This window comes from Tsuneonella deserti (assembly GCF_014644315.1).
GTDB lineage: Bacteria > Pseudomonadota > Alphaproteobacteria > Sphingomonadales > Sphingomonadaceae > Tsuneonella > Tsuneonella deserti.
In genome coordinates, this window is sequence record NZ_BMKL01000001.1 from 1,646,425 (window position 1) to 1,666,248 (window position 19,824).

Annotated in this window: 22 protein-coding genes and 1 tRNA gene; 18 read left to right on the forward strand and 5 right to left on the reverse strand. The window is 62.9% G+C overall.

Annotated elements, in window-relative coordinates; genetic code table 11:
* Nucleotides 1–235 precede the first annotated feature (235 nt).
* The 5 genes from IEW58_RS07875 (at nt 236) to IEW58_RS07895 (ending at nt 4,045) form a co-directional block, all read left to right on the forward strand.
* Nucleotides 236–994 carry a copper resistance protein B gene (locus tag IEW58_RS07875; protein WP_229658500.1) on the forward strand — a complete coding sequence of 253 codons (759 nt, stop codon included), beginning with the start codon at nt 236–238 and terminating at the stop codon, nt 992–994.
* A gap of 146 nt (nt 995–1,140) precedes the next feature.
* Nucleotides 1,141–1,623, forward strand: coding sequence for a DUF2231 domain-containing protein (locus tag IEW58_RS07880; RefSeq protein ID WP_188644623.1), 483 nt, complete (start codon nt 1,141–1,143; stop codon nt 1,621–1,623).
* A gap of 52 nt (nt 1,624–1,675) precedes the next feature.
* A complete protein-coding gene (locus tag IEW58_RS13825) occupies nt 1,676–2,488 on the forward strand; it encodes a DUF305 domain-containing protein (protein WP_229658501.1) in 813 nt (270 codons plus the stop codon).
* Between the two features lie 151 nt (nt 2,489–2,639).
* A complete protein-coding gene (locus tag IEW58_RS07890; protein ID WP_229658502.1) occupies nt 2,640–3,317 on the forward strand; it encodes a hypothetical protein in 678 nt (225 codons plus the stop codon).
* The gene (locus IEW58_RS07895; protein ID WP_188644625.1) at nt 3,263–4,045 is read left to right on the forward strand and encodes a PepSY domain-containing protein; all 783 of its coding nucleotides are present in this window, start codon (nt 3,263–3,265) and stop codon (nt 4,043–4,045) included. Before IEW58_RS07890 ends, IEW58_RS07895 begins: the two co-directional genes overlap by 55 nt.
* A gap of 364 nt (nt 4,046–4,409) precedes the next feature.
* On the opposite strand, the gene IEW58_RS07900 is transcribed toward IEW58_RS07895, so the two are convergent.
* A complete protein-coding gene (locus tag IEW58_RS07900; protein ID WP_126177281.1) occupies nt 4,410–4,820 on the reverse strand; it encodes a MerR family transcriptional regulator in 411 nt (136 codons plus the stop codon).
* Nucleotides 4,821–4,890: 70 nt separating this feature from the next.
* On the opposite strand from IEW58_RS07900, the gene IEW58_RS07905 reads away from it, so the two are divergent.
* The 9 genes from IEW58_RS07905 to IEW58_RS07945 all read left to right on the forward strand — a co-directional run bounded on the left by IEW58_RS07905 (nt 4,891) and on the right by IEW58_RS07945 (nt 13,776).
* Entirely contained in the window at nt 4,891–5,526 is a 636-nt protein-coding gene (locus tag IEW58_RS07905; RefSeq protein ID WP_126177282.1) for a cation efflux transmembrane domain-containing protein, read from the forward strand.
* Nucleotides 5,519–5,866: a DUF3703 domain-containing protein gene (locus IEW58_RS07910; RefSeq protein ID WP_126177283.1), complete on the forward strand. Its 348-nt coding sequence runs from the start codon at nt 5,519–5,521 to the stop codon at nt 5,864–5,866. The genes IEW58_RS07905 and IEW58_RS07910 overlap by 8 nt, the downstream gene beginning before the upstream one ends.
* A gap of 61 nt (nt 5,867–5,927) precedes the next feature.
* Complete coding sequence (locus tag IEW58_RS07915; RefSeq protein ID WP_188644626.1) at nt 5,928–6,263, forward strand: hypothetical protein; 336 nt, start codon at nt 5,928–5,930, stop codon at nt 6,261–6,263.
* 148 nt (nt 6,264–6,411) lie between these two features.
* Complete coding sequence (locus tag IEW58_RS07920) at nt 6,412–7,641, forward strand: TolC family protein (protein WP_229658503.1); 1,230 nt, start codon at nt 6,412–6,414, stop codon at nt 7,639–7,641.
* Complete coding sequence (locus IEW58_RS07925) at nt 7,638–8,831, forward strand: efflux RND transporter periplasmic adaptor subunit (protein ID WP_126177286.1); 1,194 nt, start codon at nt 7,638–7,640, stop codon at nt 8,829–8,831. Before IEW58_RS07920 ends, IEW58_RS07925 begins: the two co-directional genes overlap by 4 nt.
* Nucleotides 8,832–9,239, forward strand: a complete 408-nt coding sequence (locus IEW58_RS07930) for a hypothetical protein (RefSeq protein WP_126177287.1) — start codon at nt 8,832–8,834, stop codon at nt 9,237–9,239.
* Nucleotides 9,232–12,519, forward strand: a complete 3,288-nt coding sequence (locus IEW58_RS07935) for an efflux RND transporter permease subunit (RefSeq protein ID WP_126177288.1) — start codon at nt 9,232–9,234, stop codon at nt 12,517–12,519. Before IEW58_RS07930 ends, IEW58_RS07935 begins: the two co-directional genes overlap by 8 nt.
* Nucleotides 12,520–12,637: 118 nt before the next feature.
* Nucleotides 12,638–12,862 (forward strand): CopM family metallochaperone, encoded by a 225-nt coding sequence (gene copM / locus IEW58_RS07940; protein WP_229658504.1) that lies wholly within the window; start codon nt 12,638–12,640, stop codon nt 12,860–12,862.
* Nucleotides 12,862–13,776 (forward strand): cation diffusion facilitator family transporter, encoded by a 915-nt coding sequence (locus IEW58_RS07945; RefSeq protein ID WP_126177290.1) that lies wholly within the window; start codon nt 12,862–12,864, stop codon nt 13,774–13,776. Before copM ends, IEW58_RS07945 begins: the two co-directional genes overlap by 1 nt.
* Before the next feature lie 168 nt (nt 13,777–13,944).
* On the opposite strand, the gene IEW58_RS07950 is transcribed toward IEW58_RS07945, so the two are convergent.
* The 3 genes from IEW58_RS07950 to IEW58_RS07960 are packed head-to-tail and all read right to left on the reverse strand — an operon-like array spanning nt 13,945 to nt 16,354.
* Nucleotides 13,945–14,547: a DUF5681 domain-containing protein gene (locus tag IEW58_RS07950; protein WP_308419265.1), complete on the reverse strand. Its 603-nt coding sequence runs from the start codon at nt 14,545–14,547 to the stop codon at nt 13,945–13,947.
* On the reverse strand, nt 14,523–15,053 hold the full coding sequence (locus IEW58_RS07955; RefSeq protein WP_188644628.1) for a DUF5681 domain-containing protein: 531 nt from the start codon (nt 15,051–15,053) through the stop codon (nt 14,523–14,525). The genes IEW58_RS07950 and IEW58_RS07955 overlap by 25 nt, the downstream gene beginning before the upstream one ends.
* Complete coding sequence (locus tag IEW58_RS07960; RefSeq protein ID WP_229658505.1) at nt 15,050–16,354, reverse strand: site-specific DNA-methyltransferase; 1,305 nt, start codon at nt 16,352–16,354, stop codon at nt 15,050–15,052. Before IEW58_RS07960 ends, IEW58_RS07955 begins: the two co-directional genes overlap by 4 nt.
* A 192-nt stretch (nt 16,355–16,546) precedes the next feature.
* Here IEW58_RS07960 and IEW58_RS13830 point away from each other — a divergent pair, with 192 nt between their 5' ends.
* Genes IEW58_RS13830 through IEW58_RS07975 form a run of 3 tightly spaced genes read left to right on the forward strand, consistent with a single transcriptional unit; the run spans nt 16,547 to nt 18,827 of the window.
* Complete coding sequence (locus IEW58_RS13830) at nt 16,547–16,843, forward strand: DUF3489 domain-containing protein (RefSeq protein WP_229658506.1); 297 nt, start codon at nt 16,547–16,549, stop codon at nt 16,841–16,843.
* Nucleotides 16,840–17,247: a DUF2924 domain-containing protein gene (locus IEW58_RS07970; protein WP_188644630.1), complete on the forward strand. Its 408-nt coding sequence runs from the start codon at nt 16,840–16,842 to the stop codon at nt 17,245–17,247. Before IEW58_RS13830 ends, IEW58_RS07970 begins: the two co-directional genes overlap by 4 nt.
* Nucleotides 17,244–18,827: a recombinase family protein gene (locus tag IEW58_RS07975; RefSeq protein WP_188644631.1), complete on the forward strand. Its 1,584-nt coding sequence runs from the start codon at nt 17,244–17,246 to the stop codon at nt 18,825–18,827. The genes IEW58_RS07970 and IEW58_RS07975 overlap by 4 nt, the downstream gene beginning before the upstream one ends.
* 395 nt (nt 18,828–19,222) lie before the next feature.
* Here the strand turns inward: IEW58_RS07975 and IEW58_RS07980 are convergent.
* Nucleotides 19,223–19,313: transfer RNA gene (locus IEW58_RS07980), tRNA-Ser, on the reverse strand.
* Nucleotides 19,314–19,395: 82 nt separating this feature from the next.
* On the opposite strand from IEW58_RS07980, the gene IEW58_RS07985 reads away from it, so the two are divergent.
* Entirely contained in the window at nt 19,396–19,797 is a 402-nt protein-coding gene (locus tag IEW58_RS07985) for a metallopeptidase family protein (protein WP_188644632.1), read from the forward strand.
* Nucleotides 19,798–19,824: the final 27 nt, after the last annotated feature.

Genomic DNA, 19,824 nt, shown 5'->3' on the forward strand with positions numbered 1-19,824 from the left:
GGCCCCACCAGCAGTTGCCTGCTCGCCGGAACATGCGGCCATGGGCCACTGCACGTTACCCCCACCGCCAGAGGCCACCAAACCAGCCACGCCCGAATGTCTTCCGGAACATGCGGCAATGGGTCATTGCTCCATCACCGCCCCGGTATCTTCGGCCCAAGCGTCTCCGACTCCGACCGCTCCTGGTCCTAGATGCTTGCCGGAGCATGCGGCCATGGGCCACTGCACGCTCCCCGTGGGCGAGCCCCCGGTAGCCCCGCCACCGACCGCAGCCTTCGAGGGGCCGCAAGACGCTGCCGACGCGATTTACGGCAGCGGCGCTATGGCGGCCGCGCGCGATGCGATGCGGAAGGCTCACGGCGGTGTGGCCGTTCACAAAATGCTGCTCGACCGGGCGGAAGCCCGGCTGCGCGACGGTGAGGACGGCTACCTGATTGACGGCCAGGCGTGGTTTGGCGGCGACATCGACAAGGCCTGGTTCAAGACCGAGCTGGAGGGCGGCTTTGACGAGGGCGTGGATGAGGCCGAGATCCAGGCACTATGGAGCCACGCGATCGGCCCCTGGTTCGATCTGCAGACGGGGGTTCGCTATGATGCTCGGTCCGGATCTGATCGCGCGCATCTGGTGCTCGGCGTCCAGGGCCTCGCCCCCTACTGGTTGGAAACGGAGGCAGCTGTCTTTCTCTCGACCAAGGGAGACATCACGGCGCGGGCCGAGGCCGAACACGATGTGCGGGTCACGCAGACCGTCATCTTGCAGCCGCGGGCGGAGCTCAACTTCTCTCTTCAGGATGTCCCGGAACTCGCTCTTGGCTCCGGCCTGACGAATGTCGCTCTTGGGGCCCGCCTGCGTTATCAGGTCACCCCGACGTTCGCCCCTTATGTGGGCGTCGAGTATGATCGAGCCTTTGGCGATACGGGACGATTTCGGACGGCCCGCGGAGAGAGTCGCGGTGGCTGGAATATCCTTCTGGGGGTGCGGACATGGTTTTAATTCGCCGCATGCTGGCGTTTTTGATGCTGGCAAGTCTCAGCGCCTCGGTGCCGGCCTTCGCTCACAAGGATCACGATAGAAAACAGCACGCGGCCGAGGCCATGCATAATTCCGCGCATCAGGAGGGCGCGCCAGCCGCAAGCAGGATGCACCAGGAACCGATGCACGGCGCGATGGAGATGGAGCATTCGGCGGACGAGCCGCCACTGACCTTCACGGATCGCCTTCTCAGCTGGATCGGGCGACTGCATCCAATCATCGTGCACTTTCCGCTCGCGTTCTTCCCCGCAGCATTGTTCACCGCAACCATCGGCCGGCGGCGGGCCTCGTTCGCAACGCCGGTGCAGTTCCTGGTCGTCGCAGGTGGCGCATTGGCGCCTTTGTCGGCGCTGCTAGGGTGGCTCGATGCAATAGGCATGGACCCGGATCCGCTCCTGACCGTTCATCGCTGGCTCGGCACGATGATTGGCGCGCTGGGCGCCGCTCTTGCGGTCTGGGCGTGGCGAAAACCCGATCAGGATCGCAGCGGGCTGATGATGGCTGCATTGACTGTGCTCACCGCGGCGATCGTCGTCCAAGGGTGGTTCGGCGGTGCGCTGGTGCACGGCGTGGACCACATGAACTGGTGAATTAGGCGAGCCGCGGCTCGCGAAAGGTATCAAGATGCTCAAAACACGACACGTGCTTTTCACATTGGTCGCCACCGCCGCGCTTGCTGCCTGCGGGGCGCCGTCCGATCAGCCCTCGGACGATGCCACCTCCGCGGCGGCGCCCGCGGAAGCCGCCGCTGACCCATACGCGGAATCCGAGAAGCGGATGGACGATGCGATGACGGCGGCGGTCGGCACCGACGTGGGCGACAACTGGGCCCGCAAGATGATCGCGCACCACCAGGGAGCGATCGACATGTCGCAGGTCGTGCTCAAGCTCGACCCGAGCCCGGACGTTGCCGAGATGGCGCGGATGACGATCGACAAGCAGGGGAAGGAGATCGAGGCGATCCGAAAGCTTCTGAAGGACGGCGTTCCGGACCAGAAGGCGGCCGAACTTTATCGACCTGTCATGACCGACATGCACCAAAAGATGATGGCCGCCAGCGGGGCGGATTCATCGGAGACGTTCCTGCGCAAGATGCTCGAGCATCACAAGGGCGCGGTCGCAATGTCCGACGTCGCCCTGCGGAACGGCGTGAGCGGAGCCGTTCGCACGCGGGTTCAGGCTACGCGGGCCGACCAGGTCAAGGAAGTCGCCATGGTCGAGGCAATGCTGCGCGGCGAGACGATGGATCACTCGGCTGAGCCGGCGGCCAAGGCCTCTGTCGCTAGCCCTGCGCCGGCCCCGAAGCCGACGCCCGTTGCCGCGCCAGTCGCGAAGCCAACCAAGGCAGCCAAGGTTGCCCCAAAGGCGACGGTCGCTCCTGCGCCTGCGGCTCAGCCTTCGCCGTCGGCTACCGCCTCGTGTTCGCCCGAACACCACGCGATGGGTCATTGCTGAGGCAACTTGCATGAGGGGGGGCGGCGAGAGAGTTGCCGCCCCCGCAATTTTACTGCAATCGCGCGACCGTTGTCGGTGGGAGGGCGTAAAGGCGCCTTGCCGGGTCAGGGGTTCGCGCTTGCGCTTTCGTCCACACATCTTGTCGCGAAGGGTGCACAAGTGGCTCGCCCTCGCAATCGGTGTTCAGGCCGTCATCTGGACCCTGAGCGGTCTCTACATGACGGTCGTGCATATCGACACGATTCACGGCGACCATCTCGTCCGATCGGCGTTGCCCGCGCCTACTTCTGCTCGAGATCTTGCCAGCCCGATAGCGGCAGCGGCCGCGCTCCCAGGGGCGACGTCGGTGCGGCTGACCCGCGTCCTTGAACGCCCCATCTATGTCGTGACGACCGGACAAGGCGAATACCGCTTCGATGCCCAGACCGCGAGGCCCTTGCCGCCCCCTACGCAAGACGAAATTAGGCGCGCCGCAGAATACTGGTTCACCGGTCCCGGGCAGCTTTCGACGATCGCATTGATCGATCAGATTCCAAGCGAACTGCGGGGCCGCAAGCCGCCTCTTTGGCGGGTGGATTTCGAAGGTTGGAACCAGCCGACACTCTATTTTGCACCATCGACAGGCGAGCTCGTGAGCCGACGTCACGAACTGTGGCGAGTGTTCGACTTCCTGTGGATGATGCACATCATGGATTACGAAACCCGCGATAATGTGAACAACCTGCTCCTGCGTGCATTCACGCTGGCCGCTCTCGCAACGGGAGCCTTCGGGGTGTGGCTGCTTTGGTTCGCCTTCTCGCGGCCCCGGCGGAAGGCCAGGGCTCGGTGATGGGCGTGCACACGCATACGCTGCGCGTGATCCACAAGTGGATCGGCCTAGTGATTGGCGCGCAATTTCTGCTCTGGACCCTCAGTGGGGCCGCGATGGCCCTCCTACCGATGGACGAAGTAGCCGGGGGCCCTGCGCGCAACCAAGATACTCGGCCAAACCTCAGCACGATCGATCGCTGGCCGGAAGTCCAGAAACAGCTTGGCGGAATTGCCGTTGAAAGCTTGAAGGTGCGCACCCTGCTTGGCCGGGAGGTTTATGAGATCTCCACTCCAACTCGCACACTACTGTTTGATGCCAAGAGCGCGACGACCATTCGCGTCGATGAACAAACCGCACGCGACATCGCCCTCTCATCGCACCCTGCCGCGGCGCCAGTGAAATCCGTCGATGCCCTCACCGAATTGCCAATGGCTGTGCGCGAACATAAGCTCCCGATCTGGCGCGTGAATTTCGCCGACGACAGGGGCAGCAGCTATTTCGTCTCGGGTTCAACCGGAGAAGTGCTGGAGCGCCGAACCTCAGCATGGAGGCTGTGGGACTTCTTCTGGATGCTGCACATCATGGACTACGGGGAGAGGGCGAGTTTCAACCACCCGCTCATAATAGTGGTTGGTTTCGCGGCGGTGTGGCTCGCGATCACGGGAACCTGGCTGCTATTGCGGACTGGTTGGCGCACGGATTTCAAGCGGCTGCATCGCAAGAGTAGTCCTAGCCGGCCGTTGTGAGGCGAGAGGTTAGCAAGGGGCCTGTATGCAGGAGCTCCGCTTAGGCGGGTTGCGGAATGGCAACTTTGCGCGGCGCGAGCTCATAAGCAGTCAGTCTGCTACCGGCCCAATTCCTGCCATTCACACCACGAGCGGAGTGGGGTCCGCTTCTGGGCCGATTTCTGCCTGTCTGCTTATAAAGGGAGAATGGGACAAGCTGACTCTATCACGCTCGGTCGGGAACGTTTCCCTCTGCCTCGGCTGGTCGCGCAAGGAATGACGAACATCTGGCCACGGCTCGACGAAGGCCAGCACATTGTCGTCCAGGACGCACGCAGACCCAAATTCAGGCTAAGTTACTGGCGAACCTGGCCTGCAATTAGGTTCACAACGGACTCTGCGAGGCAGGTGCCAGAGCTTCGATGATTCGGCAGTCGGTCACAGAACCACCCGAACAGGATGAAATCACCGCAGCCAACTCCCGACGCAGTGCGGTCAAGTCAGCGAGTTTACGGTCCACCTCCTCCAAGTGCCTTGCAGCGATGCCATCCACGCTTGAACAGTCAGGCCCCCTAGCGTCAGCCAGCTCCAATAACTGCCTGACTTGATCCAAGTTGAAACCAAGCTTCCGCGCTCTGCATATGAACGATAGCCGTGCAAGCTCGGCGCTGCCGTAGGACCGGTAGTTGCCTCCGGTTCGGCTTGGCGACCCCATCAGCCCGTTCTTCTCATAGAACCGTATCGTCACAGGCTTCACGCCCGTGGCCTTGCTCATCTGACCGATCGTGAGGCCCATCGCTTGACCCTATAGCTGGTATAAGGTGCATATGAGCTGCCGACTCGGATTTTGTCGAGAAGGATCAGGTATGAGCGCTAGTTGCTGCAGCCATAACTCCATGGATCAATCAATGAATGATCCAAGATGGCGCAGAGCGCTATGGATCGCGCTCATACTCAATGCGGGTATGTTCGGACTGGAGATCGTCGCAGGTCTGACCGCAGACTCACGCGCCCTCATGGCCGACGCGATCGACTTTTTGGGCGACAGTGGAAATTACGCACTGAGCCTCGCGGTGGCTTCCATGGCGTTGGCGTGGCGAGCGCGCGCCGCTGTGGTGAAGGCCGCAACGATGCTGGTGTTCGGACTTAGCGTTGTTGGAGTCACTGCATGGAGCGCGCTTTTCGGCACATCTCCGCAAGCCGAGACAATGGGACTGGTCGGTTTGCTGGCGCTCGGCGTCAATGTGTTTGTGGCGGCAATCTTGTATCGCTTTCGCGCGGGCGACTCAAACATGCGGTCGGTATGGATCTGCTCGCGAAACGATGCGATCGGTAACCTGGCCGTGATGCTCGCGGCGCTCGGCGTGTTCGGCACCGGCCAGGCTTGGCCAGATTTGCTAGTTGCCTCGATCATGGCGGTCCTCGCAGTCTGGGGAAGCATCAGCATCTTTCGCCAGGCGCGGGATGAGCTTCGTGCCTCGCCGCAGGTGAGCCATGCCTAAACACAACCGTTCGCGTCTCGTGGATCGTGAGTTGTCGCAGTTTGCCTCGGCTCGTTACGAGGGCGATGTCGCTGGGGCGTGGCGCGCGTTGGAACGCGCCCACATCCTGGGACAGACGGTTATACTGCTGCACTTCGTCGTGCACATGCGTATGCTATCATTTGCCTTGCAAACTCGAGATTTTCGCGAAACTGGGGGACAGCTTTTCAGATTGGCCTTGATACCGATCGGGCACGCTCTCAGGCGGCTGCCTTCAGGAAATACCGGAAGATCTGACGTGTCGGCTTTCGCAATTATGCCGGTCCCCAAAGATGTCGCGGTCGAACTTGCGCAAGACTGAGGCCAACCATCTCAATGGTTAGGGCCTTTCCGTTTGAAGTCGTTGCTGCTAGCGCCGCCGCGTGATCCATCGCGCGCTTCTCTTGCTGGCGACAATCGCATTCGCGGTTGGCGCGGTCGTATGCCAACCGGCCACGGCAGCGAGCGATGCCGATTGTATCCCGGAGATCAGCGAAGCCACCGGGCACTATGACGGCGATAGCGATCAGTCTTCGCATAGCGGGGGCAAGGAAGCAGCGCATCATCATGCGCCATGCTCCGGCCACTACGCAGCATCGTCGCGGCTTGAGTCGGTCGGGTTTGCTCGCTCCTTGTTGCTCGGCTTTGGGTCGCCATTATCTGATGATTGGCGTCCGCTCGCGCACGGCTTCGAGCAGTTGAGGCCACCGATCGCCTGACGAACTCCGCGCGCCGCACCCAGCGGCGCTGAGAGTGTTCGTCAGGAGCTAATCAATGAAATCGATGTTCGCTGCGGCATGTGCCGTGGCTGCGGTCGGGGCACATTGCTCCGCGGCCGCGCAAGTCCCGAACGTGGCGACCCCACGGATGGGCACCGAAGCTGCCGGTCCCCCGGCACCCGAAACGGCATATGAACCACTTGCGTCCGTGCGCACCGGTCCGCTGCCCCCATCCTTGTCCCTGGCAGATGCCCTGTCCGAAGGACTAGCACGTTCGCAGGCCATCATTGCCGCCGAGGCTGACGTGCGAGCAGCCCGTGGGCGTCTGCGTCAGGCTGGTTATCGAGCCAATCCCGAATTGAGCCTGGAAGTCGAGAATGTTCTCGGCACCGGCGAACTGGCGGGACTTCGGGCGATGGAGACGACGCTCTCCGTCAATCAGAGGCTCGATCTCGCCGGGCGACGGGGTGCGCGAGTGCGGTTCGCACAAGCCGAGCTGATCGTTCAGCAACTGCGCCTGGCGATAGTTCAGGCCGATCTGCAGTTTACCGTCCGAGAACAATTTGCTCGCGCGGTCGCGGCCCGAGAAAAGCTCGCGCAGGCCAGCGATACAGTGGCCCGAGCTCGTGAGCTATCTCGTGTAGCCGGTGTCTTGGTAGAAGTGGGTCGCGATCCTCCGCTTCGGGCGATCCGCGCTCGATCGGCGTTGGCCCAAGCCGTTGCCGATGAAGAAGCAGCTCGTGCCGAAGACTTGGCTGCACGTTCGTTGCTTGCAGCAGCTTTGGGATCCAGTCGCGCCATAGCGTTCGTCGAGGGCGACATGAGCCTCCCGCCACCAAGCGTCGTGGGCAGTCCACTCGAATTGCGATTGGCCGATGCTGAAAGAGCATCCGCGGAGGCTTCGCTGGCAATTGAGCTGACCGCTAACCGCCTTGATCCTGCAGTTGGGCTGGGAGTGCGGCACATTCGCGAGACCGGGGACATTGGCCTGGTCGGCGGTGTATCAATTCCGTTGCCCGTATTTGACCGCAATCGTGGCGGGATCTCCGCTGCGCGTGCCGCGCTCGAAGGTGCCGAAGCTCGGCGGGCAGGAGCGGAAATCGCGGCGGATGCTCGTGCCCGGAACGCGCGCGGCGCGGTGGACGCGAACTTGCGCAGGGTCGAAGCATTAGAGCAGTCGGCCATCCCCGAGGCTGCTGAAGCCTTACGCTTGGCCGAACTCTCGTATCGCGAAGGACGAGCGACCCTCCTCGAACTTCTCGACACCCAAGAATCCTACACAGCCGCGCGTGCCGCACTGACGGATGCACGCCTCGCGCTGGCGCTCGCGCAAGCAGAACTCGCCCGAGCCGTTGCTACCGGAGACACCGAATCATGAACACAATCGTCGAACGCGTCCGCATACTGCGCGACGAGCCAAAGGCCCGCCTATGGGCGGGGGTCGCGGCCGTGGCCTTGGTCGCCGGGATTGGGGGACTCCTCATCGGACGATCGTCCGCTCCTCAGCCGGAAGTGCCGACCGCACCTGCAGAAGAAGATCACGCCGAAGGCCCAGAAGGCTTTATCGCCATCGCTCGCGAGCAGCTTGCACCGAACGGAATCGTGGTGGAACGGGTCACGGCTGGCTCCCTCACGGATGAGATTATTGCGCAGGCCACCGTCGGTGCGCCGCCTGAAGGGGCCGGGGTGCTGACGGCACGGGCGGACGGCGCAGTGGTGCGCATGTTCAAGCAGCTCGGCGACCCCGTCGGGACAGGTGAGACCATAGCCCTCCTCGAAAGCAGGGAAGCGGCAAGCTTTGTCGCCGAGCGGAACACGGCCGCAGCACAGGCCCAGGCTGCAAGGGCTGCCGCCGCACGAGAACAACGCCTGTTCGACGCTAAGATCACCGCTCGGCAGGACTTGGAAGCGGCGATTGCCGCGCGCCGCATAGCCGAAGCGGAACTTCAGCGCGCAGACGCCGCTGTCAGCGCGGCAGGGGTTGCGGGGGGCGGGCGATACCTTGCTGTCCGCAGTCCGATTGGCGGTCGCATCACCGAGGTCAACACTCGGCTCGGCGCGTTCGTCACCGCAGGGGCGGAACTGTTCAACGTCGCGGACCCGACCCGCATCCAGGTCGAAGCTGCCGTCCCCGTGGCTGACGCCCGGCGGCTTGCACCTGGCGACAGGGCCTTTGTTGAGTTGTCGAACGGTGAGCGGACCGAAGCCGTCGTTCGTTCTTCAACCCCAGCGCTCGATCCGGAAAGCCGCGCAGCCACCGTGGTGCTTCGTGTGATCGGCCCAGCAGGCGGCCTGACACAAGGTCAGGCCGTGCGCGTGCGCATCGTGCCCAGCGGCAGCGTGGCTGGCGGAATTGTCCTGCCTGAAGAGGCGATCCAGCAGATAGAAGGCAAGGACAGTGTGTTCGTGGCGGTCAAGGGCGGATTTCGCGCTGTGCCTGTCGCAACGGGACAGCGTAGCGGCGGCCGGGTCGAGATCGTTTCGGGACTGAAGGAAGGCCAAACGGTCGTCACCCGCGGCGCGTTCGCGCTGAAGTCACAGCTCGGGGCCAGCGAGGCTGAGCATTAGGTGCGTGCTCTGTTCGTCGCGACAGCCGTGATGACATTGGCTACGGGTTGCGCAGCGACCAAGGCGTTGCAGAACCCTGCGCGGGTCGAAGTCCTGCCCAACGACGACTTCGAGCTTTCCGGCGTGCGTGTCGGCATTCGGGGTAGCTCACTGGAAGTCATCGGGGCCGTCCGACGACGGCACCCGCTAGCTCGCGCGATCGGCGCCCACCTTGTCGTGGAGGCCTTTCGCGGGAATGAGCGTCTGGCTGGCAAACGGGCCTGGTGGTCTGTGATGTCCATGCACCGGCTACCCGGGGGCCGCTTCCAGTCGCTGCTGGCCGGTGACGCGCTTCGCGCCGACCGCGTGCGCATCGCAATTCATCCTTTTCACCGGCGTGAAGCCGAACAGGACAACCTAAATGATTGACCGTCTCTTGGACGCTTCCGTCCGATTTCGCTGGGTAGTGCTCGCCGTAACCGCCCTCGTTGCTCTCTACGGAGCGTTTCAACTCGCCCGACTTCCGATCGATGCGGTGCCAGACATCACCAACAAGCAGGTCCAAGTGAACATTTCGGCCGGGCAGTTCAGTCCGGTCGATATGGAACGCCTAGTGACATTTCCGGTCGAGAACTCCCTCGCCGGGATTCCTGGCCTTGATTACACTCGCTCCATATCTCGGAACGGCTTCGCGCAAGTCACCGCTGTGTTCGACGAGAGCGCAGACCTCTACTTTGCCCGACAACAGGTGGCCGAGCGGTTGGCACAAGCGGCGGAAAGCCTGCCTGACGGTGTGCAGCCTCAGATGGGCCCCGTTTCGACTGGCCTCGGCGAGGTGTTGATGTGGTCGGTCGATTACGAATCAAGTGCCTCGCGTCAGTCACCCAAGATTTCAGGGCGTCCTGGCTTCCAGCCTGACGGCAGCTACCTCACCGTGGATGGTGAACTGCTAACAGATGAAACAGCGCGACTGGCATATCTGCGCACGGTGCAGGACTGGGTCATTCGCCCACAACTGCGTGCAGTCGATGGCGTAGCTGGGATCGATAGCATCGGCGGTTTCGAGAAGCAGTTCGTCGTCCAGCCCGACCCAAGTAAATTGGCGGGCTACGGTGTGTCTTTTAGCGAACTGGCTGATGCGCTCGAACGGGCCAACTTGTCGGTGGGGGCGAATTTCATCCAGCGTGGCGGCGAGGCCTTTCTCGTGCGCGCGGATGCTCGCATCCGGCATATCGACGAGATCGGCAGGACGGTAATCGCCAACCGAGGTGGGTTGCCCATCACGGTCGCGGACGTCGCCGCAGTCCGACTCGGCGGGGAATTACGCACTGGTGCCGCCTCCTACAACGGCAAGGAAGTGGTGATTGGAACCGCCCTCATGTTGGCGGGCGAGAACAGCCGCATCGTCGCTCAAGCGGTGTCGGAAAGACTGGGCGAGATCACAAAATCTCTGCCGCCGGGCGTTCGCCTCACTCCACTTTACAATCGCTCGGCGCTCGTGGACGCCACGATTGCCACGGTCGAGAAGAACCTGGTCGAAGGCGCGCTTCTAGTCATTGTCGCGCTATTCTGGCTGCTCGGCAATATCCGCGCGGCGGTCATCGCCGCGCTGGTCATACCGCTCTCGTTTCTCATGATGGCGATCGGGATGAACCGCTACGGCGTCTCCGGTAACCTCATGAGCCTTGGCGCGCTCGACTTCGGTCTGATCGTCGATGGTTCAATCATCATCATCGAAAACTGCCTACGTCGGCTCGCCGAAAGGCAGCATCACGAAGGTAGACTACTCGACCTAAGCGAGAGGCTCCATGAGGTGTTCGAGGCCGCCAAGGAAATGGTCCGTCCGACGTTGTTCGGACAAGCCATCATCCTGCTCGTTTTCGCTCCGCTGCTGACCTTCAATGGGGTCGAGGGCAAGATGTTCACGCCGATGGCTATCACGGTCATCTTGGCGTTGGTCGCAGCGTTCATCCTCTCGCTGACTTTCGTGCCCGCAATGGTGGCCGTGTTGATCCGAAACCGCGTGTCCGAAGAGGACGTGTCGGCAATCCGCTGGATCAAGGATCGATATCGTCCCCGGCTCAACCATGTGCTGGCCGCGCCGAAGAAGTTCGCCTTGGCCGGTGTAGGAGCATTCGCGCTCGCGGGCGTGCTATTCATGACGCTTGGACAGGAGTTCATCCCACAGCTCGACGAGGGCGACCTTGCGATGCAGGCCATCCGCATTCCCTCCACCTCGCTCGACCAGTCGCTCACCATGCAGCGGCGGGTCGAAGGAGCCATCGCGTCGTTGCCTGAAGTCTCGTTTATCTACTCGAAGACGGGCACCGCCGAGGTGGCCACCGATCCGATGCCGCAGAACGCATCAGACGCGTTTGTCATCCTCAAACCGAAGGAAAAGTGGCCTGACGGCGTGAACTCGAAGGAAGACGTCGTCGAACGCATCGAGGCAAAGATGAAGACGCTCACCGGCAATGGCTTTGAAGTAAGCCAGCCGATCGAGATGCGGTTCAACGAATTGATTGCCGGTGTTCGGGGAGACGTAGCGATCAAGCTTTTCGGCGATGATCTTGAACAGCTCGAACAGCTTGCCGGACAGGTAGCGCGAGCGATCGGGGACGTGGAAGGAACCGCAGATTTGCGCGTCGAGCAAACCGGTGGATTTCCCACGCTCGACGTGCAGTTCGATCGCGATGCAATTTCGCGCTACGGGCTGTCTGCCGAGGACGTTGCCGACACCGTCGCTGCTGCCTTGGGTGGGCGGGAAGCGGGTCTCGTGTTTGAAGGTGACCGCCGGTTCGATATCGTGGTCAGGCTGGACAACGCTACGCGCGACAGTCTTGACGCTATCGGCGCGTTACCCGTCATGCTCGAAGGCGGTTCCGGACCCCGTGCATCAGTTCCGCTGCGCGAAGTTGCCCGATTCACTTACAGCGAAGGCGTGAACCAGGTTAGCCGCGAAAACGGTCAGCGGCGCATCGTGGTTCAGGCCAACGTCCGTGGACGAGACCTCGGCTCCTATGTCGAGGCGGCACGCACTGCCGTGAACGAGAAGGTGAAAGTGCCACCTGGCGTCTTCATCACTTGGGGCGGGCAATACGAGAATCTTCAAGCGGCTTCGCAGCGCCTAATGATCGTTATTCCTCTCGTTTTCGCGTTGATCTTCGGAATTCTCTTCCTCGCACTGCGGAGCCTCAGTTCCGCGCTAACGGTATATTCCGCAGTTCCGCTCGGACTCGCCGGGGGCGTTTACGGGCTCTTCCTGGCAGGTTTGCCTTTCTCGATTTCCGCGGCAGTCGGCTTCATCGTGTTGTCCGGTGTTACCGTGCTCAACGGGTTGGTCGTGATGAGCGGCATTACCCAACGACTAGACCGGGGCGTTCCGATCGACGCAGCAATCTCAGAAGGGATGATGGAGCGGGTCCGCGCGGTGATCATCACCGGCGTTGTTCCAGCGATAGGCTTCGTGCCGATGGCGATCGCCACCGGACGTGGAGCAGAGGTCCAAAAGCCATTGGCGATCGTTGTGATTGCCGGGCTGGTCGTGGCCACGCTGCTGACACTGTTCGTCTTGCCCGCCATCGGCAAGCTCCTGCTCCATCGCAAGCGGGAGGATCACGTCCAAGGCAATTACGCCCACGAGGATCGGTTCGGGCGCGAACCGGAGGCCGCGGCCGCAAATCAAGGAGCACTTCCCAATGCGACCTAATTTCAAACGTCTCGGAGGCGCTCTCGCTTTGACGATGGTTGCGACCATCTCCGCATGTGGCCCCAAGACCACCACCCCGAGCTCAGATGGCCATTTAGCATCGCCCCACTCTTCCGACATGGCGATGAACACCACTGGCGACCCTGACACGGATTTCCTGAAGGCAATGATCCCTCATCACGAGGGCGCGATTGACATGGCGCGTCAGGAACTTGCGGCGGGTACCGACCCCCAAGTCCGGCAACTCGCCAAGGACATCATCGCGGCGCAAGAATCCGAAATACGACTGATGAAGGCTTGGATCACCGAGCGTGAAGGCCGCGCAAAGAAGGGAACCAACTGATGGGGCAGGAACACGCGGGTCACTCGCACGATCACACCGCTGGCGCGAATGCCAAAATGCTAGGCTGGGCTCTGGCGCTTACGTTCACCTACCTGGTCGCCGAAGTCGTCGGCGGCCTCGTCTTCAACAGCCTCGCGTTACTTTCGGACGCGGCGCACATGCTCACGGACGTTGCCGCTCTAGTGATCGCGCTAATGGCGATAAAGCTTGGTCAGAAGGCGCCAGACGAGAAGCGCACTTACGGGTATCGGCGTTTCGAGATTCTGGCGGCCGCGTTCAACTCGGTGCTACTCTTCGTCATTGCAATCTACGTGTTCGTGGAGGCCATCAAGCGCTTTGCGAACCCCGAACCGATACAGTCTTGGGGTATGTTGGCCGTCGCAAGTGTCGGCCTGGTCGTAAACCTAATCTCCATGCGCTTGCTCTCAGCGGGCAAGGACAAGAGCTTCAACGTCAAGGGCGCTTATCTCGAGGTATGGGCCGACATGATCGGCTCTGTCGGCGTGATCATCGGCGCGCTAATCATCCGCTACACCGGCTGGACATGGGTGGACGCGGTGGTGGCGGTGGGTATCGGCTTGTGGGTGCTTCCGCGCACTTGGGTGCTACTGCGCGATACCACCAATGTGCTATTGCAGGGCGTCCCGGCGGGGCTCGCCCTTAGCGAGCTTCGATCCTCGGTGGTCGCTGTGCCCGGCGTCGAAGGAGTGCATGATCTGCACGTCTGGTCGATCAGCAACGACGACGTGAGTTGCACGATGCATATTAGCCTGAGGGCACAGGAAAGCGCTAGCGAAGTTCGCCGTAACGTCGAACGATTGCTCCGAGAAAAGTTCGCAATCGTCCATGCGACGATCCAGACCGAGCAAGCAGGCGAACCTTGCGAGCTGACTGGGTCTGGCGCTCATGTCTAAAGCGCTTCGAAGAGCCGCCGTTGAGTATAAGTCTCAGCCGCACTTCTCGCCAAAGATGAGACGCGTGTTTGTCCGCCGTCTCGTTTAAACGTGATGCTTTTAGCGTGTCCGCTTTTCACGCTCCATTCTACGTTGCTCAATGACTGAAGTTGGGCGCAAAGCTGTCGTTCAGCTCCGGACAGACCACCAGCTGGGCCAGTTGACCTTCTCGGGCGTGCGGGTGTTGTTCCAGACCTCCTGCTGCTGGTCCGTGTTCAGCTCGCGCTTGCCTATTCGCTTCAGCGCGGCCTCGACGATCCAAGGCTGAAGCTCCCAGCGTACGCGCTGTTCGTCGCGCGGGAACTTCTTCACCGCCATTCCCAGCGTGTCCAGAATGGCATCGATCCCTTCGCCTATGACAGTTAGGCGGATTGTGCCGATCCGCGGCGAGTTGCGTTGCTGCTTTGCCCGGGCCGCTTCGATCGCGTCGAGCGAGGCTCGTGCAGCGGCGCTGTCGCCCGCGAGCCCCTTCTGCGTGAGCTGCAGAAGGAACGCTTCAGCGGCCGTCACTCTCCGCTCACGGCCCTCTTCGCGGATGGTGACCATCTGGCCGAGGACGCCGTTATAAGGGATCTCACTGCGCCTTCCGCGAGGCCGACCCTTCGGATTGCCAGACCTGCCCTTCTGGAACCGAGTTGCACGCGGAGGTCGGCCAAAGCCGGCGCGCTCCTCCGCTCGTCTCAGCTCATCAGCTGACTCGGGATCGCTCACGCGGATCTGCCCCGAGGCCACTTCAGCGCTTCCGAGTTCATGGTGAAGAACTTGATGTTCTGCACCTCCCGCTCGCTGAACTTGCGCCGGCCAGGCCGGCTCAGCGCAGCCTGGGTCGCCCAGGTCGCCATCCGCATCCGCGGGTGCTCGTCGCCCCAAGCCGGATCATAAGGTGCGATCTCAAGTATGCGAAGAGCCTCGTTGGTATTGGACGAGCAGTGCTCGATGACCATTTTCGCACCACGACCAGTGGGCTTGCCCTGCCTGGCGAGCGCAGCCTCGCGCTTCTCGATCATCTTGAGCACCTTGCGGATCGCCATCTTGCTCCCCTTGAGGGCCGCCTGGTACGTCTGCAGCTCCAGTGCCTCCTCGATCGTCAGCTCACGTTCGGCCCCGCCTTGCGTGACCGTGAGCGTCTTGTCGAAGATGATGTCGAACGCTGAGACATTGAGCCGCCGCTTCTTCGGCCTTCCGTTCGGGTTGCCCGAGCGGCCCTTCTCGAACCGCGTGTCGCCGCCACGGCTCATGCCGCCTCGTCCTGGCTGTCGCGGTGCACGAGCTCGGGCTCCCTGCCAGTGATCTCGGACCAGCGGGTCATCGCCACCTCGACATAGGCCGGGTCGATGTCGAGCCCGCGGAAAGCGCGGCCCACGCGTTCAGCAGCGATCAGGCTGGTGCCGGAGCCGAGAAAGATGTCGAGCACCAGCTCGCCCTGGCGGGTCACGTCGCAGATCGCATCGGCAACCATGGCAACCGGCTTGACCGTCGGGTGCAGCGCAAGGTCCTCGCGCCGGCTTCCGCGCATCGAGTTGACGCTCGGGTAGTCCCACACGTTGGTGCGGTTGCGACCGTGTTTGCCGAGCTCGACTGCATTGGTGTGGGGGCCGGTCCCGACCTTGTAGACGAACACCATCTCGTGCTTCGAGCGATAGAGCGAGCCCATCCCGGCGTTGCTCTTGTTCCACACGCAGATGTTGAGCAGGTCCGAGTAGATGCCGGGGATGGATGCGGTGACGTCGTCCATGTGGCGCCAGTCCATGCACACGAAGTGGACAGCGCCGTCGCGCGACACCGAAGCGCAGGCGCCCAAGGTATCGGCGAGGAAGGTACGGAACTCGGTCGTGGTCATCTCGCCCGAGGCCATCGCGAACTCGCGGTGCCGGCCCTTGGCATTGGCGTGCCCGTTGATCTTCACGTTGTAGGGCGGATCGAGGAACGCGCAGTCGATCTGTTGATCCTCGCCGATCAGCTGGCGCAGGAACGCGACATCGCGTCCGTCGCCGCAGCCGACCCGGTGTTCGCCCAGCTGCCAGATGTCGCCAGGGTGCACGCGGCTCACCTCGGGAACCGCGGGGATCACCTCGTCGTCGGGATCGGGAGTGTCACCGAGCACGACATCGATCTCGCCCGAGCTGAACCCGGTGAGCGAGATGTCGATGTCGAACTCGGGCAGCGAGAGATCGGCGAGCTCGAGCTTGAGGATTTCCAGGTCCCACCCGGCATTGAGCGCGATCTTGTTGTCGGCAAGGCGCAGCGCCTTCTTCTGGGCCTCGGTAAGGCTGGCAAGTTCGATGACCGGCACCTCGGCAAGTCCCATCTCCTTTGCCGCGCGCAATCGGCCGTGACCGGCGATGAGGTTGCCCGCCTCGTCGGCGAGCACCGGGTTGGTGAACCCGAACGCGCGGATCGACTGGACGATCTGTTCGATCTGCCGCTTTGGATGCGTGCGCGCGTTGCGGGGATCGGGGGTCAGGCTCGCGATCGGCTTGTAGACGACCGCGAGCGGGCGATGGGCAGCGCCGGCTGCCTCCATGGGTTGGGTAGCCATGGCAGGTACATTACAGGAACATCGCGCGATTCCCCACCCCGCCGCGACCTGAGTTATCCCCAGTGGATTATGGGTCCACTTCGGACTGGACTGTGCCCGCAACCCGAGCATTGCTGCCCCCGCGCCCGGCCTGTTCGGGCTCGAACCGGTAGCGGCGGAGACTGTCTCCGCCGCGCGAACCGGAGAACAAGCATGACAACGACCACCCACAAGCCCGCCGCCAGGCGCCGCATGGCGCGCGAGCCGAAGACCACGAGCACCGCCGCTACGCCGGAGAACACCACGGCGCCTTCGCGAATCGACCAGCTCGAAGCCCTGCTCATGCGCGAGCATGGCGCAACCATCGCCGAGATGGTCGATGCAACCGGATGGCAGCAGCACTCGGTCCGCGGCGCGATGGCGGGCGCGCTCAAGAAAAAGCGGGGGCTCGTCATCACCTCGGAGAAGATCGACGGCGTTCGCCGCTACCGCGCGAGCAAGCCCGCATGACCACCGATGTCGCAGAGCTCGTGGCCGAGATCGCTCGCATGAACCTCGAGCAGCTGCGGGCAGAGTGGAGGCGGCGCTACGGCCCGCCTCCTCGCCTGCGCTCGGTCCCGATCCTGCAGCAGCTGCTTGCCTGGCGTATGCAGGCCGAGGCCCATGGCGGGCTCGACGCCGATACGCGCAAGGCACTGGCGCGTACCGGTGCCGCTGCACCCGAAGGCCAGCACCTTGGGATCGGTGCACGGCTGACGCGCAAGTGGAAGGGCCGTTCGGTCGAGGTAATTGTCGAGGAGCAGGGGTTCCGTTTCGAGGACCGGCTGTTCCCGAGCCTGTCAGCTGCCGCCACTGCGATCGCCGGCTCCAAGTGGAACGGGCCGCGCTTTTTCGGGCTGCGGAACGCGTCATGAGCGGCAGGACGCTGCGCTGCGCGGTCTACACCCGCAAAAGCTCGGACGAGGGTCTCGACCAGTCGTTCAATTCGCTCGATGCGCAGCGCGAGGCGGGCGAGGCGTACGTCAAGAGCCAGGCGCATGAAGGCTGGAAGCTGCTGCGAGAGCGCTACGACGACGGCGGGTTTTCGGGCGGCTCGATGGAGCGGCCCGGTCTCAAGCGTCTGCTCGAGGACGTCGATGCCGGACTGGTTGACGTGGTGGTCGTCTACAAGATCGACCGGCTCACCCGAAGCCTTGCCGACTTTGCGCGGATCGTCGAGGCGTTCGACAGGCGCGAGGTGAGTTTTGTCTCGGTGACGCAGGCGTTCAACACCACCTCCTCCATGGGCCGGCTCACATTGAACGTGCTCCTGAGCTTTGCGCAGTTCGAGCGCGAGGTGACCGGCGAGCGCATCCGGGACAAGATCGCCGCCTCCAAGGCCAAGGGCATGTGGATGGGCGGCATCCCCCCATTGGGATACGACGTACCCAAAACGGGCTCGCGCAAACTGCGGGTCAACCATGCCGAGGCCGAGACCGTGCGGCACATCTTCAGCAGGTACCTCGATCTCGGGTCGGTCCACGCCCTCCAGCGGGAGCTGACAGGCCAGGGTATCCACTCCAAGCTCCACCTTACGCGAAGCGGCAAGCACCTCGGCGGGACCCCGTTCAGCCGCGGGGCGCTGTTCCACCTGCTGCGCAACCGCATCTACCTCGGCCAGATCGTTCACCGCGGAACGGTGCACGATGGCGAGCACGCGGGCGTGATCGACGCAGACCTGTTCGAAGCCGTCCAGCGCTCGCTCGATGCCAATGCCCGCCGTCATGGCGCGAGGAGCGAACAGCGGATGGTCCGCGCGCCCCTGACCGGCAAGCTCTTCGATGCGGCGGGCGATCCGATGAGTCCGTCGTTTTCCCGCGGGCGATCGGGACGAAGCTACCGCTACTACGTCTCGGGCTTGCTCCAGCAGGGAGACCGGATCGAACGCGATGACGCAGTGGTCCGACGGCTCCCTGCATCAGAAGTCGAGAAGCTGCTCGAGACATGCATCGGGCGATGGTTGCCGGCATGCCCTGGTCCAATCGATCTCATCGAGGCCGTTCGGCTGACGGGTGATGGGCTACTCGTCACGCTGACCGGTGATCTGGCAGCGGAGATTACCGCGAGACTAAGTGAGAGCGAGACGATCGTGCGCGCGACGCGTCAGCGCACCATCGTCCAGCTCGACGTGGCCCTTCCTTTGCGCGGTGGTCGGCGGATGGTCTTTGCCGGTGACCGCTCGCAAGTGCGCATCGATCCGGTGCTCGTTGCCGCGCTGCGCAAGGCGCATCGGTGCATCCGGCGCGATCGCAGTGGACTACCGCTTCTCGATGATGCTCCGCGCACTGCCTACGAGCGCAAGCTCCTGCGGCTCGCGTTCCTCGCTCCCGAGCTCCAGCGCGACATCCTGGCCGGCCGCCAACCGCCATCGCTCAACCTCGAGGGATTCCTTCGCAGCGAGCTCCCACTGGACTGGAAAGAGCAGCGAGTTGCTCTCGGTTGGCCGCGCACCTGAGCTACCCTGTTATGACGATCAATTAGCCTGTTACAGGCGAATTCGCTCCCTGTTACGGGCGATTAAACGCCCTGTTCCGGCGAATAACAGGGAAAGGGTATTTTGCCGCCCGTAAGCCACGGAAAGAAGGCAGATTTCTCCGAAACGAAATCGCTCGATCAGGCGAAATCAGCCTGTTTTGGCCCTGAAATTTGCATTTTTCCCTGTTCTTCCCTGTTTTGCAGGGAAACCGTACCGATGGCGATCGGCGCAGAGACCGGCGCGACGAAACGGCCCTGATAGTGGCGGAGACAAGCTCCACGTGCGCCGCCTGTTACCGAATGAACCCCTCAGTCCCGCTTGCTCCGCGGCTTTGCGCGGAGACCCTGTTAGTGGAGACTGGTGCTGGGGGTGACTGGCGGAGCGGGAGGGATTCGAACCCTCGATACGCTTTTGGCGTATACTCACTTTCCAGGCGAGCGCCTTCGACCACTCGGCCACCGCTCCGCATGTCCTGGTCAAGGAACGCGGGCACCTAGCGGGGCGCATCCCCGCTGACAAGCGCCGCGACAACCTCTAACGAATGCGGATGAGCCGCACCTTCGGTCCCCCGCCTTCCGCCGCCGAAATGGAAGCCATCGCTCGCGCCGCGCTGGACAGGTTGCCGAGCGATTTTGCGCGTCACGCCCGCGATGTCGCCCTGATGGTCGAGGAATTCGCCGATGCCGAGACACTCGCCGCTCTAGGCCTCGACGATCCTTTCGAACTGACGGGTCTGTTCGAAGGGGTCAGCCTGCCCGAGCAGTCGATCGAAGACAGTGGGCGGCTGCCGAACCGGGTTCGACTGTTCCGGCAACCCATCCTCGACGAATGGATCGCCGACGGGCACGATCTCGAGCATCTCATCACCCATGTGGTCGTGCACGAGATCGGGCATCACTTCGGCCTGTCAGACGAGGACATGCACGCGCTGGAGAGTGCAGACGATTGACGGCTTGCCTTGCGCTCGGCGCGTGGC